Annotated in this window: 14 protein-coding genes; all 14 read left to right on the top strand. The window is 44.0% G+C overall.

The window, feature by feature from the left end:
- The first annotated feature begins 48 nt into the window (after positions 1-48).
- Positions 49-2,595, top strand: a complete 2,547-nt coding sequence (gene nirB / locus B1202_RS12190) for a nitrite reductase large subunit NirB (RefSeq protein ID WP_078190880.1) — start codon at positions 49-51, stop codon at positions 2,593-2,595.
- 242 nt (positions 2,596-2,837) lie between these two features.
- The gene (nirD, locus tag B1202_RS12185; RefSeq protein WP_078190879.1) at positions 2,838-4,448 is read left to right on the top strand and encodes a nitrite reductase small subunit NirD; all 1,611 of its coding nucleotides are present in this window, start codon (positions 2,838-2,840) and stop codon (positions 4,446-4,448) included.
- A 290-nt stretch (positions 4,449-4,738) separates the two neighbouring features.
- Positions 4,739-7,531 (top strand): nitrate reductase, encoded by a 2,793-nt coding sequence (locus B1202_RS12180; RefSeq protein WP_078191040.1) that lies wholly within the window; start codon positions 4,739-4,741, stop codon positions 7,529-7,531.
- The gene (mobA, locus tag B1202_RS12175) at positions 7,531-8,154 is read left to right on the top strand and encodes an NTP transferase domain-containing protein (protein WP_143221613.1); all 624 of its coding nucleotides are present in this window, start codon (positions 7,531-7,533) and stop codon (positions 8,152-8,154) included. Before B1202_RS12180 ends, mobA begins: the two co-directional genes overlap by 1 nt.
- Positions 8,155-8,511: 357 nt before the next feature.
- A complete protein-coding gene (moaA, locus tag B1202_RS12170) occupies positions 8,512-9,549 on the top strand; it encodes a GTP 3',8-cyclase MoaA (RefSeq protein ID WP_078190877.1) in 1,038 nt (345 codons plus the stop codon).
- Between the two features lie 2 nt (positions 9,550-9,551).
- Positions 9,552-9,803, top strand: coding sequence for a MoaD/ThiS family protein (locus B1202_RS12165; RefSeq protein ID WP_078190876.1), 252 nt, complete (start codon positions 9,552-9,554; stop codon positions 9,801-9,803).
- 2 nt (positions 9,804-9,805) lie between these two features.
- Complete coding sequence (locus B1202_RS12160) at positions 9,806-10,372, top strand: molybdenum cofactor biosynthesis protein MoaE (RefSeq protein WP_078191039.1); 567 nt, start codon at positions 9,806-9,808, stop codon at positions 10,370-10,372.
- Between the two features lie 51 nt (positions 10,373-10,423).
- Positions 10,424-11,347, top strand: a complete 924-nt coding sequence (moaCB, locus tag B1202_RS12155) for a bifunctional molybdenum cofactor biosynthesis protein MoaC/MoaB (RefSeq protein ID WP_078190875.1) — start codon at positions 10,424-10,426, stop codon at positions 11,345-11,347.
- Positions 11,344-12,594: a molybdopterin molybdotransferase MoeA gene (locus B1202_RS12150; RefSeq protein WP_078190874.1), complete on the top strand. Its 1,251-nt coding sequence runs from the start codon at positions 11,344-11,346 to the stop codon at positions 12,592-12,594. The genes moaCB and B1202_RS12150 overlap by 4 nt, the downstream gene beginning before the upstream one ends.
- A gap of 9 nt (positions 12,595-12,603) precedes the next feature.
- Complete coding sequence (gene modA / locus B1202_RS12145; RefSeq protein ID WP_078190873.1) at positions 12,604-13,365, top strand: molybdate ABC transporter substrate-binding protein; 762 nt, start codon at positions 12,604-12,606, stop codon at positions 13,363-13,365.
- A gap of 3 nt (positions 13,366-13,368) precedes the next feature.
- Positions 13,369-14,067 carry a molybdate ABC transporter permease subunit gene (modB, locus tag B1202_RS12140; RefSeq protein ID WP_078190872.1) on the top strand — a complete coding sequence of 233 codons (699 nt, stop codon included), beginning with the start codon at positions 13,369-13,371 and terminating at the stop codon, positions 14,065-14,067.
- The gene (locus B1202_RS12135; protein ID WP_078190871.1) at positions 14,054-14,692 is read left to right on the top strand and encodes an ATP-binding cassette domain-containing protein; all 639 of its coding nucleotides are present in this window, start codon (positions 14,054-14,056) and stop codon (positions 14,690-14,692) included. Before modB ends, B1202_RS12135 begins: the two co-directional genes overlap by 14 nt.
- Before the next feature lie 213 nt (positions 14,693-14,905).
- The gene (locus tag B1202_RS12130; RefSeq protein ID WP_078190870.1) at positions 14,906-16,309 is read left to right on the top strand and encodes an amino acid permease; all 1,404 of its coding nucleotides are present in this window, start codon (positions 14,906-14,908) and stop codon (positions 16,307-16,309) included.
- Between the two features lie 195 nt (positions 16,310-16,504).
- On the top strand, positions 16,505-16,930 hold a 426-nt coding region (locus tag B1202_RS12125), incomplete at its 3' end, for a cation efflux protein, CzcI-like (protein ID WP_213033260.1).

The raw sequence follows: 16,930 nt of genomic DNA, 5'->3' as shown, positions 1-16,930 counted from the left end.
GAACATAGCGCTTTAGAGGCAAACAAAAAAATATTGCGGAGAAAGAATATGAAAATCATCATGATTGGTCATGGCATGGTAGGCCACAAGTTTATCGAATCTGTACTGGAACACGCAGGTGACGAGGTTGAATTAACCATTTTGGCTGAAGAGCCGCGCTTAGCTTATGACCGTGTGCATTTAACTGAATATTTCAGCGGTAAATCGGCTAAAGACTTAACCCTGTGCCGCAGTGACTTTGCTGATGCATACGGTATTGATTTACGCCTGAGCACCAAAGCAGTTGAAATTGATCAGCGCAATAAAACGGTCACGACGAATCACGGTGATATTCTTTCTTTTGACAAGCTGGTGCTCGCAACAGGTTCATACGCTTTTGTGCCGCCCATTCCAGGCAATGAACGTGAAAATTGCTTTGTGTACCGCACCATTGAAGACTTGGATGCCATCCGTGCTGCAAGCCTGAATGCTAAAACGGGTGTGGTGATCGGCGGCGGTTTATTGGGTTTAGAAGCAGCAAAAGCGCTGCGTGATTTAAACTTAGAAACCCATGTTGTCGAATTTGCACCGCGCTTAATGGCAGTTCAGATTGATGATCTAGGCGGTAAAGTTTTACGTTCTAAAATTGAAAATCTAGGTGTTAAAGTCCATACGCAAAAAGCAACATCTTGCATTGAAGATGGTGCAAATGCGAAGCACGTGATGAAGTTTGGTGATGGTTCTGAACTGGAAACCGACATCATCTTATTCTCTGCAGGTATCCGCCCGCGCGATGAATTAGCGCGCCAAAGCGGTTTAGCCATTGGTGAGCGCGGCGGCATTGCGATTAATGACTATTGCCAAACGTCAAACCCTGACATTTATGCCATTGGGGAATGTGCGCTTTGGCAAAATAAAATTTATGGCCTGGTTGCGCCAGGCTATGACATGGCGCGTATTGCAGCAAAGCATGTGATGGAACAAAACTGCACGCTTTTCGCTGGTGCAGATATGAGCACAAAGCTGAAACTGATGGGTGTTGATGTTGCATCTGTAGGCGATGCGCATGCAATGACGCCAAATTCCTTAAGCTATTTTTATGCAGATGAAGCGGCTCAGGTCTATAAAAAAATTGTCGTGAATGCAGAAAAAACGAAGCTGCTTGGCGCGGTATTGGTGGGCTGTGCTAAAGAATACAATGACCTGCTGCAAATGATGCTGAATGGCTTAGAAGTTCAAGAAAGCCCTGAAAGCTTAATCATGCCGGGCTATGCACAAACTGCTGGTAAATCGGGCGGTAGCGGTGTCGATCTGCTGCCAGACAGTGCAACGATTTGTTCATGTAACAACGTCTCTAAAGCAGACCTTTGCTCAGCCATTGCAGATGGTTCGACCTCTTTAGGCGCATTGAAAAAATGCACCAAAGCAGCAACAGCGTGCGGCGGCTGTGCGCCATTAGTCACTCAAGTACTCAAATCTGAGCTTCAGCGTCAAGGTGTAACGGTAAATAACCATTTATGTGAACACTTCGCTTATTCACGCCAAGAGCTCTATCACTTGGTACGTGTGAACGAAATCAAAACCTTTGATGACCTGATTCAGCAGCATGGTCATGGTTTAGGCTGTGATATCTGTAAACCGACGGCAGCCAATATCCTAGCTTCATGCTGGAATGACTTTGTACTTAAACCAAGCCATGCGGGCTTGCAAGACAGTAATGACTACTACCTCGGCAATATTCAAAAAGATGGTTCATATTCAGTAGTACCTCGTATGGCTGGCGGTGAAGTTACTCCGGATGGATTAATTGCCGTGGGTCAAATTGCCAAAGAATATGGTCTATATACCAAACTGACAGGCGGTCAGCGTGTCGATATGTTTGGCGCGCAAGTGCATCAATTGCCGGAAATCTGGGAAAAATTGATTGCTGCCGGTTTTGAGTCTGGCCATGCCTACGGCAAATCACTGCGTACGGTGAAATCTTGTGTCGGCAGTACTTGGTGCCGTTATGGCGTGGATGATTCAGTCGGCTTGGCGATTTTTTTAGAGAACCGTTACAAGGGCCTTCGCTCACCGCACAAATTGAAAATGGCAGTGTCGGGCTGTACCCGAGAATGTGCCGAAGCGCAAAGTAAAGATGTTGGCGTGATTGCGACAGAAAAAGGCTGGAACCTTTATGTATGCGGTAACGGCGGTATGAAGCCGCGTCACGCAGAGCTTTTAGCATCAGACTTAGATACGCAAACTTTGATCAAATACATTGACCGTTTCTTTATGTTCTACATTCAAACAGCTGACCGTTTGCAGCGTACTTCTGTATGGCGTGACAACATGGAAGGCGGTTTAGATTACCTGAAAGATGTCGTTGTGAATGACTCACTTGGCGTCGCGGCTGAACTTGAACGCCGTATGAGCCATGTAGTCGGTACGTATCAAGATGAATGGCGTACCGCTGTAGAAGATCCTGAAGTACGTAAACGCTTTGTCACTTTCGTGAATGCAAAAGCAGAACAGCAAAATGATCCGCATATTCAGTTTGCATCTGTACGCGGTCAAATCAGACCAAAATCAGAAGCTGAACGCGATTCGACACGCATTCCAGTGGTTGAAGCTTAATAACAGCAATAGAGATCTTGCGAAAGTTAAAATTAAAATTTCCATTATTTTCAAAGTATAAGTTGCTTTTCTTGCGCCATATATGGCTCAGCTAAAAGGCTAGGATGAGGGATTTTAACAAATACCTCTCCCTAACCCTCTCCTAAGAGGAGAGGGAACTTGGGTCTGTAATGAATTTATGGATAAAAAGAACCGCAGTAAGAGATCTAATAAAGCTAAAGAATGATAAGAGGAACATATAGATGACAATTTTAAAAGAAATGAATGATTTAGATTGGCTTGATATTTGTGCATTAGATGATATTACGCCAAATACGGGTGTGGGCGCACTGATTGAAAATCAGCAAATTGCGATATTCCGTGTCGGTGAAGAAAAGCGGGTTTATGCACTAAGCAATCAAGACCCGTTTAGCCAAGCCTATGTCATGTCCCGCGGTATTCTTGGTGACTTGCAGGGTGAGCGTGTTGTGGCATCACCGATTTATAAACAGCATTTCAGCCTTGCTACTGGACGCTGCTTAGAAGACAAAGACCAAAAACTCTTGGTTTTTCCAAGCAAAATTGAAAATGGCCGTGTGCTGATCAGCCCAACTGCTCAAAAAACCTATATTACCAATAACGCGCCATCGTCCCAGCTGATGAAATTGGTTTTGGTTGGTAATGGTTTAGCTGGTATGCGCTGCTTAGAAGATCTGCTGGACATGGCACCTGATCGTTATGAAATTACGGTCATTGGTGAAGAGCCATGGGGGAACTACAACCGTATTATGCTTTCGCCAGTACTATCCGGTGATAAGACGATTGAAGATATTATGCTGCATCCGCATGCATGGTATGAAGGTAAAAACATACGTTTTGTTGCAGGTGATGCGGCGGTACGCATAGACCGTCCGCGTAAGCAGGTATATACAGAAAAAGGTTTAGTCATCGATTATGACCGTCTGATTTTAGCGACAGGTTCTAAACCGTTTATTCCGCCAATACCGGGAACTGACTTGAATGGTGTTCTAAGCTTCCGTGATATTTACGATGTTAACCGCATGCTGGATTACTGTAAATCTAAGCAAAATGCCGTGGTGATTGGCGGCGGTTTACTTGGCCTAGAGGCTGCGTATGGTCTGAAACAGCGTGGCATGAATGTTACCGTGCTGCATTTGATGGACCGTATTATGGACCGCCAGTTGGATGAAAAAGCCAGCCTGATGCTGAAATCTGCTATTGAACAAAAAGGCATAAAAATCATGACTGCAGCCAATACCCAAGAGTTGATGGGTGAAAATGGCCATGTCAAGCAGCTGCGTTTGCAGGACGGTACTGTTTTAGATGCAGAACTTGTGGTTTTTGCGGTGGGTATTCGTCCGAATATTGCACTTGCGCAAAGTGCAGGACTGCGCTGCGGCCGCGGTGTCATGGTGAATGACACCATGCAAACCTTTGATCCGAGTATTTATGCGGTAGGTGAATGCATAGAACACCGCAGCCAAACCTTTGGATTAGTTGAACCGCTTTGGGGACAGGCATTCATTTGTGCATCGCATTTGGCCGAACATGGCAGCTTAACCTTTAAAGCGCCTACGGTTCCGACGCAGTTAAAAGTCAGCGGATGTGATGTTTTTTCTGCAGGTAACTTTGAACCGTTGGATGATTTTGAAGACATTATTTTGAATGATGAAAAACGCCAAATCTATAAACGCATTATTATTCAAAAAGATAGAGTGATTGGCGCTGTGCTGTTTGGCGATACTGAAGACGGTGCATGGTATGCCGAATTGATTTCAGATCAAACGCCAATTTCAAGTATCCGAAACAAATTGCTGTTTGGTAAGGATTTTGCATTAAAGAAAGCAGGGTAACGGAATCGCCCTGATAAAAAAGATACAAGATTTAAATTGTCATTGGATACGCGTTAACGTCATCCGCTGTTGTCTGAGGCAGGATTGCATATGAATAGTCATGTATTTGCAATACATCTGATAAAAGACGGCAGTGGACGAGTTCAGCGGATGACAATGGTTTTGCCTACTTTTCCCAAAAGAAAAGTAGGTCGAACCGAAGGTTAATCTTTAAATATAAACATGAATGAAAAGACACCGATTTGAGCGTGTTAAGTGTTTAAAAAAGTATGGAAAAGGAGCCAGCAGAAGTGAATAGCATCCCGATCGTGGAACTGCATAGCTCCACAGAAAATAAAATTAAAACAACGCAAACCACTTGTCCATATTGCGGTGTCGGCTGCGGCGTGAGCGCAACAGTTGAACAGACTGCTTTAGGGCAAAAAGTCAGTGTGACTGGCGATGTGAACCATCCTTCAAACTATGGCAAGCTGTGCATTAAAGGCAGCAACTTAGCCGATACGATTGGATTAGAAACACGGGTTTTACAGCCGATGCTTGGGCGTCAAACATCGCCATTCCATACTCGTCAGGCTATAGATTGGAACACGGCAACAGCACTGATTGCCGAAAAATTTCAGCAATGCATAGATAAGTATGGTCGTGAAAGCATCGCTTTTTATGTGTCGGGCCAATTGCTGACGGAGGATTACTATGCCGTTAACAAATTTGTCAAAGGCTATTTAGGTACGGCAAATATTGACACCAATTCACGGCTTTGCATGTCATCGGCTGTAGCGGCACATAAGCGTGCATTTGGTGAAGACCTTGTACCAGCTAGCTATGAAGACTTTGAACACACGGACATGGTTGTTTTGGTGGGTTCTAATACTGCTTGGTGCCATCCTGTACTGTATCAGCGTATTATGAAAGCCAAAGAAGAACGTAATTTGTTCGTGGTGGTCATTGATCCGCGCTTTACCAGTACTTGTGAGGCTGCAGATTTGCATTTGCCTATTTTACCGGGGCAAGATGTCGCACTGTTCAACGGCCTGCTGCAGTATTTAGTACAAAATAATCATAGTGATGTAGATTTTATTGCCAAACATACTCAAGGTTTGGCGCAAGCGCTGGAGCAAAGTGAAACAGAAGCCTCTATGACTGCAGTTGCTGAGCGTACAGGTATTTCTTTAGAAAAATTACAGCTGTTTTTTGAAAAATTTTCGCAAACTGACAAAGTCATGACGCTATTTTCGATGGGGGTGAATCAGTCTTCGCGCGGTGTGGACAAAGCCAACAGTATTATTAACTGCCATCTGCTGACTGGCAAAATCGGAAAATTAGGCGCAGCGCCATTTTCTATGACAGGTCAGCCCAATGCAATGGGCGGCCGCGAGGTTGGCGGCTTAGCCAATATGCTGGCTGCGCACTTAGATGTCGATAACACTGCGCATCAGACACTTTTGCAAGAGTTTTGGCAAAGTCCATTTATTGCCAATAAAGCGGGATTAAAAGCGGTTGATCTGTTTCAGGCGGTTGAAAGTAGCAAAATAAAAGCCATTTGGATTATGGCTACCAATCCTGTTGTGAGTTTGCCAGATGCAGATCAAGTCAAACGTGCTCTAGAGCAATGCGAGTTCGTGGTCGTGTCTGATATTTGCAAGGACACTGACACAGCAATATATGCAGATGTGCTTTTACCTGCTCTAGGCTGGGGTGAAAAAGACGGAACCGTTACCAATTCAGAGCGCCGTATTTCTCGTCAAACTGCATTTTTAGATGCACCGGGTGAAGCCAAAGCGGACTGGTGGTCTATTGCACAAGTTGCGAAAAAGATGGGTTATAGCGGTTTTGACTACAGCAGCAGCTATGACATATTTATTGAACATGCAAAATTATCTGCTTATCAAAATGCGTCTTTAGATCAACGCGATACCACTGAGTCTTTTCGCTACTTTAACTTGCAGGGTTTAAGTAAGTTATCTGCACAAGATTATGCTGAATTAAAGCCCGTGCAATGGCCAGTTTGGCAGTTAGATCAGAGCGCTGATGCAGTCAGCCGTTTGTTTGCAGCAGGCCAATTCAGCCATGCCGATGCCAAAGCTAAGTTTGTAGCAACAACCGCTATTGACCCTTTGAACAAAATTTGCGGCGAATATCCGCTGGTTTTAAATACTGGCCGTATCCGTGATCAATGGCACACCATGAGCCGTACGGGTTTATCTGCAAACTTGAGTACACATATCGCCGAACCATTTTGTGAAATACACCCGCAAGATGCACTGAAGTTTGGTGTTAAAGATGGTGAACTGGTTGAGGTGAAATCTAACTGGGGCTTATGTATTTTACGTGCACAGGTCAGCAGTAAAATTCGACGCGGTCAAATTTTTGCGCCAATTCATTGGAATGACCAAGTCGCATCGGATGCGCGTATTGGCAAAGTGGTGAATCCTGTGGTCGATGCACTATCTGGTGAGCCTGAATTTAAACATACACCTGTATTTGTACAGCCGTTTTATACACAGTGGCAAGGTGTACTGTATGTACGTGACGGCTTTGAGCAAATGGTGCAAAACACCATTCAAAACACGGTGTGGTGGACCAAAATTAAAACAGCGAAAGCGACACGTTTTGAGTTGGCAGATCGTAAAAAATTTAGAAACACGGTTCAGCAGCTGAAAACATTACTGCCATTTACCGATGAAAGCTTTGAATGGCTGAATTTGGAAGATCAAACTGCCGATTTGAGTCATACCGTGGTGCTGCAAGATGGGCATTTAATTGCCAGTCTATATATTGCGCAACGCTCTATGCTGCCAGACCGTGATTGGATTGCTGGCATGTTTAAGCGTGAACGACTAAGCGCAATGCACCGCAAAGCGCTGCTGGCAGGTCAGCCGATGAACATGACCAACAGTGCAGGTCCGCTGGTGTGCAGCTGCTTTAAAGTCGGTAAAAATACCATTATCGAAACCATTAAAGAAAAGAATATTACCCATGAAAAACAAGTTACTGCATGTTTAAAGGCTGGCGGCAATTGCGGTTCGTGCTTATCAGAAATTCGAGGCTTAATTAAAGCCTGTCAGACGGAGTACGCAGAATGATGAAGAAAATCACCAAATCAATAGGCTATCCAGAAACAGACTTGGTTATTTTGGCGGGCGGTCAGGCCCGCAGAATGAACGGCATGAATAAAGTGCTGCAAAAATTTGATAATGAAATTCAGCTGATTAAGATCCATCAGCAGTTGAAATCACGGGCTGAAAATGTCTGGATCAACAGCCATCGCGATCATTCGATTTATAAACGGCTCATTCCCTCGATCCGCTTTTATCAAGATGATGAAGCCGGATTTTTAGGGCCATTGATGGGGATGAAAAGCGCGTGGTCACATGTTGAGTCTGATTATGTTTTGTTTGTCCCGTGCGATGTGACCTATATCCCGAAGAAAGTGCTTTCGAGATTGCATCAGGCCATGCAGCGGGATCCCTTGTGTGAAGTAGCTGTAGTGGAAATTAATGGCAAAGCGCTGTATCCATTTTGTTTGCTGAAACGAAGCAGTCTCACAATGCTGCAGGTGCATCTTGATCAAAAACAGCGCAGTTTAAAAGGCTGTTTTGCCGAAATGCACATGCAAGTCGCACGTTTTCAGAACCATGCACTCTTTTTTCACAGCATTAACTCTCTAGATGAGCTACAGCAGCACCGTCAGCTGAATTTCCTCTAAAAGTTTTAATTTGCTATGCGCTTTTATGTGAATGGATGATGTTCAAGTGCAGTTTTGAGCCCATGACGAGACATGATGTCCCATTTAAAGACTTCAACCGCGTTATTCAGCAATAAAGCTGCCTGCTTATATCCTATAGATAAGCATCTTAACGTCAATTTGTGTTTAACACTCTTACTTAAATGCGTATAAATAATTGATATTATTGGTTAAAATATTAAAAGCAAATCATCTTAAAAATTATTCAAAAAAAGCGCAAAGTTGGAACACTTATTGCAATTTTTAATGCAAGAAAAGAGGGCGCAAAATTTGTACTGAGCTAAGACAGGGCAAATGACAGCGTCATGGAAGATAAACATGAACAGCATGACACAATTACAGCCAGTGACCATTTTTAAGGATCAGTTTGGCCGTGAAAAACGCAAGTTGCGCATTTCAGTGACAGACCGCTGTAATTTTAAATGTGTCTATTGCATGCCTGAACATCCTGAATGGATGAAAAAACATAATCTTCTTAGTTTTGAATCACTTTACAATTTTTGTGAATTTATGGTGCTGCGCGGAATTGATCAGATCCGGATCACGGGCGGCGAACCTCTTATGCGTCAAGGTGTTGTGCATTTTATTCAACAGCTGCAACAGCTGAGAAAGCTGGGGCTTAAACGTATTTCCATGACCACCAATGCGCATTACCTGAAGCAATATGCACACGCCCTAAAACAAGCCGGACTAGACGGCATAAATATCAGCTTAGACAGTTTGGATGAAGCGCAATTTTTCCAGCTGACACAAAAACAATTACAGCCTGTATTAGACGGGATTGAAGCAGCTCAGCAAGCGGGCTTTGAAATCAAAATCAATTCCGTGTTAATCAAAGGCTTGAATGAACAGCAAATCATTCCACTAACAAAATGGGCGCTGCAAAAAGGTTTCGAACTGCGGTTTATCGAGTTTATGCCGCTGGATGGCGATCAAAACTGGTCTAAAGCTGCGGTCGTTACCGAACAAAACATACTGGATAAACTAAAGACTGTTTTTGAAGTGCAAACACTGCACGGTCAAGGTGCGTCACCAGCCAGATCATACTTAATCAACGGCTTGCCTATAGGCATTATTTCAACCATCAGCAATTCTTTTTGCGGCAGCTGCGACCGTCTAAGACTGAATGCGCAAGGCGAGTTTTTTAACTGCCTGTTTGCCCGAAAAGGTTTAAATCTCAGCCATGAGATTCAGCAGCTGAAAAGCAGTAAAACAACAGAGTTAATGCCGCACGATGCAATGGCTTTGCAGCAAAAATTAGGCAGTTATATTTGGCAGAAGGAGCAAGGCTTTCATGCCATAACAGCTCAATCCAGTCCATCTAGAAAAATCAGCATGCATATGATTGGAGGCTAATGATGAGTCAGATCACCATCAAAATAGAATCTTTTGGCGCCATTGAACGCCTGCTGCCAGCGAATTTGAGCCTGACTTGCTTCGTACAGCAGTCGATTGCCGAGGTTTTGCAGCAGGTTACAGATCAATTTCCGGAGTCGTTCAGCATGCTTCAACGCTGCGCCTGCGCCATTGGAGAAGACATTGTACCAAGACAAACCGCATTGATTCAGGATAGTACCGTTGTGCTGCTGTCACCTGTGGCGGGAGGATGAATATGGAGCTCAAGCATATTTCACGCATACAAGATACGGTATTCAGCCAAGCCAATTTTGACAGCATTGAGGCATTTCCTGAATGCGGCGGTATCGGCGTATTTATAGGCGCTGTGCGTAATCACCATGAAGGCAAAGCGGTAAAAGCTTTGAAATATACAGCTTATGCGCCTGTGGCGGAAAAAATGATCCGGCAAATTGAACAGGAAATTCAAGCCAAATACGGCGTGTCATATGTACGGGTTGTACACCGTATTGGCGCGCTGCAGGTCGGTGATACCGCCATTATCGCCATGGCCTATGCGCCGCACCGACGTGAGGCTTTTGCTGCCTGCGAAGAAGCGGTTGAGCGGGTTAAGCATGAAGTTCCGGTGTGGAAAGAAGAGTTTTATATGGACGGCAGCAGCCAATATGTAGAAGGCTGCTGTATTCGTAAAGATCATGTGCCCAAGGCGACAAGTCATGCAGCGCAGCATGCTCATGTTCATAGCGAGTCATGTGAACATGCACATCAAAACAGCCATCAGACCATGCATTTGAACGCCAATATTTACCAATGGCACCTATAAAACCCCAAATTTAATACTGCAAATGCAAATGAATAAGATAAGGACAAAGCAATGAAAAATGTGGGCATGAAAGCAGAAAGTTACCGTACAGCCATTGCGACTGGAATACTGCATGCGCCGCCACATTGCATTGAACTGCTGCGTAACGGCAATACGGAAAAAGGCGATGCGCTGAAAACCGCGCGGATTGCAGGCATATTAGGCGCAAAACGTACAGATGAACTCATTCCGCTGTGTCATCCGCTGCCGATCTACCGTGCAGATGTCGAATATGAACTATTTGAGGCGCATGTCGAAATCAGTGCAGTGGTTGAAACTATTGGCCCAACGGGTGTGGAAATGGAAGCATTAACTGCGGTCAGTCTTGCCGGTTTAACGCTGTATGACATGCTGAAACCGCACTGTGAGCCTGAAGATTTATGCCTAGATCAGGTGAAACTGCAAAAGAAAAAAGGCGGTAAATCACATTTTACCCGTGTATTAAAAGAAAGCTTATCGGCTTCGATTATTGTGCTTTCAGATACAGTTGCTGCCGGTAAAAAACTAGATACTGCGGGGCAAAATGTCCTCGAAATTTTAGAAGAAGCAAACTTCAGCAACATCAGCTATCAAGTGATACCAGACAGTCCTGAACAGCTTTTGGCTCTTGTTGAACAGCATAAGGCGCAATATCCGCTGATTTTGACTGTCGGCGGTACAGGTCTTGGCCCTAAAGATTTAACCGTTGAAACCATTCAGCCGCTGTTAAAACGGGAAATTCCTGGGCTAATGGAAGCATCCCGCAGTTATGGGCAGAAACGTACGCCTTATGCAGCCCTCAGCCGCGGTGTTGCCGGCTATATTGATGAGAGTTTAGTAATTACACTGCCGGGCAGCAGACAAGGCGCAAAAGAATCACTGGTTGCCATTTTACCTGCCTTGGTGCATCTCTTTGATGTGCAGAAAAATATTCCGCATGCAGGAGGCTATCAATGAACCAAGCCGTATTGCATACAGGCTGCGGGGCCGAGGCAGGACTGATTTCAGTGGATGAAGCGCTTGCGCTGATTCAGACACATACGCAAAGTTTAGCGTATGAAACTTTGGCGCTTCAGCAGGTTTTAGGCCGTTATTTGGCAGCAGATGTGCATTCACCAATTCAGCTGCCTTTATTTGCGCAAAGCGCAGTGGATGGCTATGCCATTTGCACAGCGGGTGAAATTAAAGCCGGCGCGCAATTTGAGCTCATTGGAGAAATCCGCGCAGGGCAAAGGGCTGAAATAAGCTTAAAAGCAGGCCAAGCTGTCCGCATATTTACCGGCGCGCCGATTCCTGAAGGCACAGCAACTGTGGCGCGGCAAGAAATTGTAAAGGCGGATAGACAGCAGATTGAACTGACGGCAGCTTTAAACCCGCATGCAGATATTCGAGATGCAGGTGAGGAAATTTCAGTTGGACAATCTTTAGCAGTGCGTGGTCAAAAGCTGACGGTTGGATCAATTGCAGCGCTCAGTATGGCTGGTATTTCACACTGCGAAGTTTTTGCCTATCCGAAAATTGCGGTCGTAATTACAGGGGATGAAGTTGCGCAAAATATAGAAGATTACCGTGCAGGTAAAATTTTTGATGCCAATGCGCCGCTGATTTCAGCATGGTTTCAGTCGCAGCACGTCCAAGTTGAAGTGATTCATATTGCAGATGAAAAACAGGCGGTTTTAGATTTATTCAACTGTTTAAAAGATAGCTTTGATTTAATTTTAACCACGGGCGGCGTATCTGTCGGTGATTATGATTTTGTTCGGCCGGCAGCCTTGGACATCGGTTTTCAGCAAATTTTCTGGAAAGTGAAGCAAAAACCCGGCAAACCGATGCTGTTTGCACAATATCGACGTCCAGACAGCACCTCCTGTTATTTACTCGGACTGCCAGGCAATCCCGCTGCTGTTTATGTCGGCATGCAAATTTATACAGATACATTATTGAAAGCTTTACAAGGTCAAACACCTCCGCTGGACTGGTTCAGCGCAGTCATTACACATGATTTAAAAGCAGATGCACGTGAGCGGTTTTTAAGAATGTCGGCTCAGTTTGATAAGCAAGGCAAACTTCAACTAACCAGCCTATCTAAACAGCAGTCACATATGCTAAGCAATTTAATGCAAGCCAATTGCATTGTTCGGATTCCTGCAGGGCGACCAGTGCAAGCAGGACAAGTCCTTCAAGGCTTATTTATTCAGGATTAGGAGTTTGCTATGCATTTCAAATACATCTTAGCAGCAGGACTAAGCTTCATTGCTGGCGCATCACAGGCGGAAACGGTAAAAATTTATGCTGCAGCCAGCTTAAACAATGCGCTGACAGCCATTGCCCAGCAATATCAGGCACAGAATCCAGACATCAAAATTGTACCGGTATTTGGCGCGTCATCTGCTTTAGCCAAGCAGATTGAAGCCGGTGCGCCAAGTGATTTGTATTTTTCAGCAGATGTGGACTGGATGAATTATTTGGTGCAAAAACAGAAAATACCTGCAAAGCAAGTGTTCAATATGCTGAGCAATGATTTGGTACTGATTACGCCTAAAGCGGTGAATATGCAATTTAAGGCCGTGCCGCAGTTTAATTTTGCCAAGGCATTTCAAGGTCACTTATGTACAGGGCAAATGGAATCTGTACCTGCTGGAAAATATGCAAAACAAAGCCTAACCAAGCTGGGCTGGCTATCAAGTTTGAATGGAAGGATTGTCGGGACAGATGATGTACGTTCAGCACTGGCTTTTGTCGAACGCGGTGAGTGCCAAGCGGGGATTGTTTACCGTACCGATGCGCTGATCAGTTCTAAAGTTAAAATAGCCGGGATTTTTCCAAATCATACTCATCAACCGATCATTTACCCATTGGCTTTAACACAGCAAGGCACCGTTAAACCCGAGGCCGTGAAGTTTTACCGTTATCTTAAAGACCATACGCAAAGTAAAATGCTGTTTAAGCATTATGGCTTTGGTGTGAAAGGCTAAAGCATGCTCAGCCCTGAAGAGTGGAGCGCATTGTATCTGTCGGCTAAAGTTGCCGTTTGCGCCACTGTATTTTGCTTGCCATTTGCTATTGGGCTGGCTTGGGTGCTGGCGCGCTATGAGTTTCATTTGAAATTTTTAGTCGAAGCGCTGTTACAAATGCCGATGGTGCTGCCGCCGGTGGTTTTGGGTTATCTGTTATTGGTGCTGTTTGGTTCAAATGGCTGGATCGGCAAGCTGCTCAATGAATGGGGCATTCAGCTGGCCTTTAATTGGAAAGGCGCCGTTTTAGCATCGATGATTGTGTCATTTCCGCTGATTGTGCAGCCGATCCGTTTGTCTTTTCAAATGATTAATCAGCAGCTGGAGCAGGTTGCAGGCTCACTGGGCGCGCATCCATTACGGGTATTTGCCTCAATCAGTCTGCCGCTGGCGTTACCGGGGATTTTAATCGGGAGCATTTTAGGGTTTAGCCGCAGTCTAGGCGAATTTGGCGCAACCATTACCTTTGTGGGTAATATTCCTGATGAAACCCGAACCATTCCAATTGCTATCTATTCGCTGATACAGCAGCCCAATGGCGAAGAATCCGCAATGCGTTTAGTGATTCTTTCACTGCTGGCGGCTTTTGGCGCATTGATTGCCAATTATTATATTTTACAGCGCTATCAGCGAAAACTCGGAGCCGGCCATGCTTCAGTGTGATTTTCAGTTTCAATACACCGATTTTCAATTGCAGGCTCGGCTGCAGATGCAAGAACAGCTGCTGGGCATTATGGGGCCATCAGGTAGTGGGAAATCTACGCTGCTGAAAAGTTTGGCCGGTCTGCTGCAGCCGCAGCAAGGTTATATATCGCTGAATCAGCGTGAAGTGTTCAACATAGCGCAGAAGATTAATGTGCCGATGCATAAACGCCGTATTGCGCTGATTTTTCAAAAAGCATGGCTTTTCCCACATATGAATGTGCAGCAAAATCTGCAATATGCAGAGAACCTAGGCGCTCAGGAAAATGTGAAATTTCAATTTGAGCAAGTGACTAATCTGCTTGAGCTGAAGCCGCTGCTCAAACGGCGGGCACATGAACTTTCCGGAGGCGAGGCGCAGCGCGTTTCCATAGGCCGGGCATTGCTGTCACAGCCTGATTTGCTGCTGTTAGATGAACCTCTGACCGGGCTAGACCGCAGGCTGAAAGATCAAATATTGCCATTTTTAAACACTGTTAAAGAACAATCTACACTGCCGATGATATATGTCACGCATCATGGCGATGAGTTAGATTATTTAAAAGCCCATATTTTGCATCTAGAAAATGGTCAAATAAGTTTTTAAATAAATATAAATTATATAAGTAATAACAGTGAATTAGATGAAAAAATGGCATTAAGCAGCATCTTAAAGTTTTGATTAGAACTATGAAAAACTCATTTTCTAGATTAAATTGTTACAAAACAAGGGAGAACACAGCGTTTTCCCTTTTTTATTCCTAATGATCTTGGAAATAATGATTTGTACGACTGACCGTGCAGATAGGGAATCTAATCGATGCATGATGATAGCTTAGCCACACATAATTCAACTGCAAAACTGGGTGCAGGGCTATCTAATCGGCATATCACGATGATCAGTATCGGCGGTGTAATTGGTGCTGGACTGTTTGTTGGATCATCTGCTGCTATCGCAAAAGCAGGTCCTGCCGCCGTTCTTGCTTATATTATTACCAGTATATTGGTTTTTTTAGTCATGCGAATGTTGGGGGAGATGGCAGTCGCTCAACCTGACACCGGCTCATTTTCAACCTATGCAAGAAAAGCCATTGGACCATGGGCTGGCTTTACCATCGGATGGTTATATTGGTGGTTTTGGGTTTTGGTGATTCCTATTGAAGCAATTGCCGGTGCAGAAATTTTGCATGCATGGTTTCCATCAATATCCAGTGCTGTATTTGCAACATTCTTCATTGTGCTTCTCAGTTTAGCCAACTTTTTTAGTACTCGAAGTTTTGGTGAGTTTGAATTTTGGTTTTCTCTGATAAAAGTCTTGGCAATTGTGATTTTTATCGCCATTGGACTCACCGCAATATTTGGATTTTGGCCGTTAGCACCTGATGTGAGTGGTGTAGAAAATCTGTTCAAAAATGATGGATTTATGCCAAATGGCCTGGGTGGCGTACTTTCAGCAATATTGATTTCAGCATTTTCATTCTTTGGTGTAGAAATACTATCGATCGCTGCAGCAGAATCAAAAGATCCTGAACAAAAAATTAAACGTGCAACCAATTTAGTGTTGTATCGGGTCATCTTATTTTTTGTGGTTTCAATTTTTATAACGGTTGCACTGGTCGATTGGCGTTCACCACAATTACAACAATTAGGCACCTTCCAATATGTCTTGGTCAGTTTAAATGTCCCTCAATCAAAATTGATTATTGATAGTGTAGTCTTTATTGCAGTTGCAAGTTGTATGAATGCCGCACTTTATAGTTCATCAAGGATGCTATTTTCATTGGGGACACGTAAAGAAGCACCTCAATGGGTCACATCTATTAATGCCTCTGGTGTCCCTGCAATTGCTGTATTTGCATCGTCTGTAGTGGGCTTAATTTGCTGTGCAGTCAATTATTTATTTCCAGGCCAAGTATTTGGATTTTTACTGTCTACAACAGGTTCAATTGCCTTATTGGTTTATTTAGTGATTGCATTTTCACAGCTTAAATTGAGAACACAAATCGAAAAAAATGGAACTGAGGTTGCGTTTAAAATGTGGCTATTTCCATGGCTGACATGGGCAGTCATTCTGGTGATCTTAAGTGTGCTGATCTATATGTTTTTATCTCCAGCCTACAGTTATGAGACTTCATTATCTTTAGGTGTCACGACATTGGTAGTTCTCTGCGGCTTAGTTGTGACAAGAAAAGCTAAGTTGAAGAATGATTCAGAACTAAATTAAAAGAGGTTTCACCGATAAAAATCGTAATCATGAACCAATGGATTGTCTTTAGCATGTGCCGTGTCAGGGGATTAAAGCGAATGCGTTACGTTATATCTCTATGGCAATCCATTTTTAAGACAAATTCAAAGATTCACTTGACCTTCGACCGACTTCAAGCTTTATAATCGTTAAAATTTTCTTGATTGATGCAATATGCGTTCTGCGACATGGATAACAGTCTTAGTTGGATTGTTCATGTTCCAAAGCCTTTGGAACGTGGCAGCCGCTTTCTGTGTGCATGAAGAGCAAACTCAAGTTGTTCAAAGCTATCATTTTGGTCATCATCAAAATACCTTATGCGTCAGCAGTGAAACCAATCCACAGCATTCGTTGCATCAAGCATCTGAATCTAGTAGCAAACCAGTCAAAAATATTGCTAGCGATCTGCAACTCGGTGAAGATCATCAAGACCATTTGCCGTCTATGACGCATTTGATTGTACAAAATCAACAAGCGATTCTTTTTATTGCACATCAGAGCTTTGAATATACGCCAAAATTTGTTTGGACGAATCTTTATCAGGCGCCTGATCTCTTCTTGCAAACACCTCCTCCTGTTTATGCCCCGCTAATGGCGGGG

The sequence above is a fragment of the Acinetobacter amyesii genome (assembly GCF_002018365.1).
Lineage (GTDB): Bacteria > Pseudomonadota > Gammaproteobacteria > Pseudomonadales > Moraxellaceae > Acinetobacter > Acinetobacter amyesii.
Note: the sequence above shows the minus strand (reverse complement) of the source record. Positions and strands in the feature narration are given on the sequence as shown.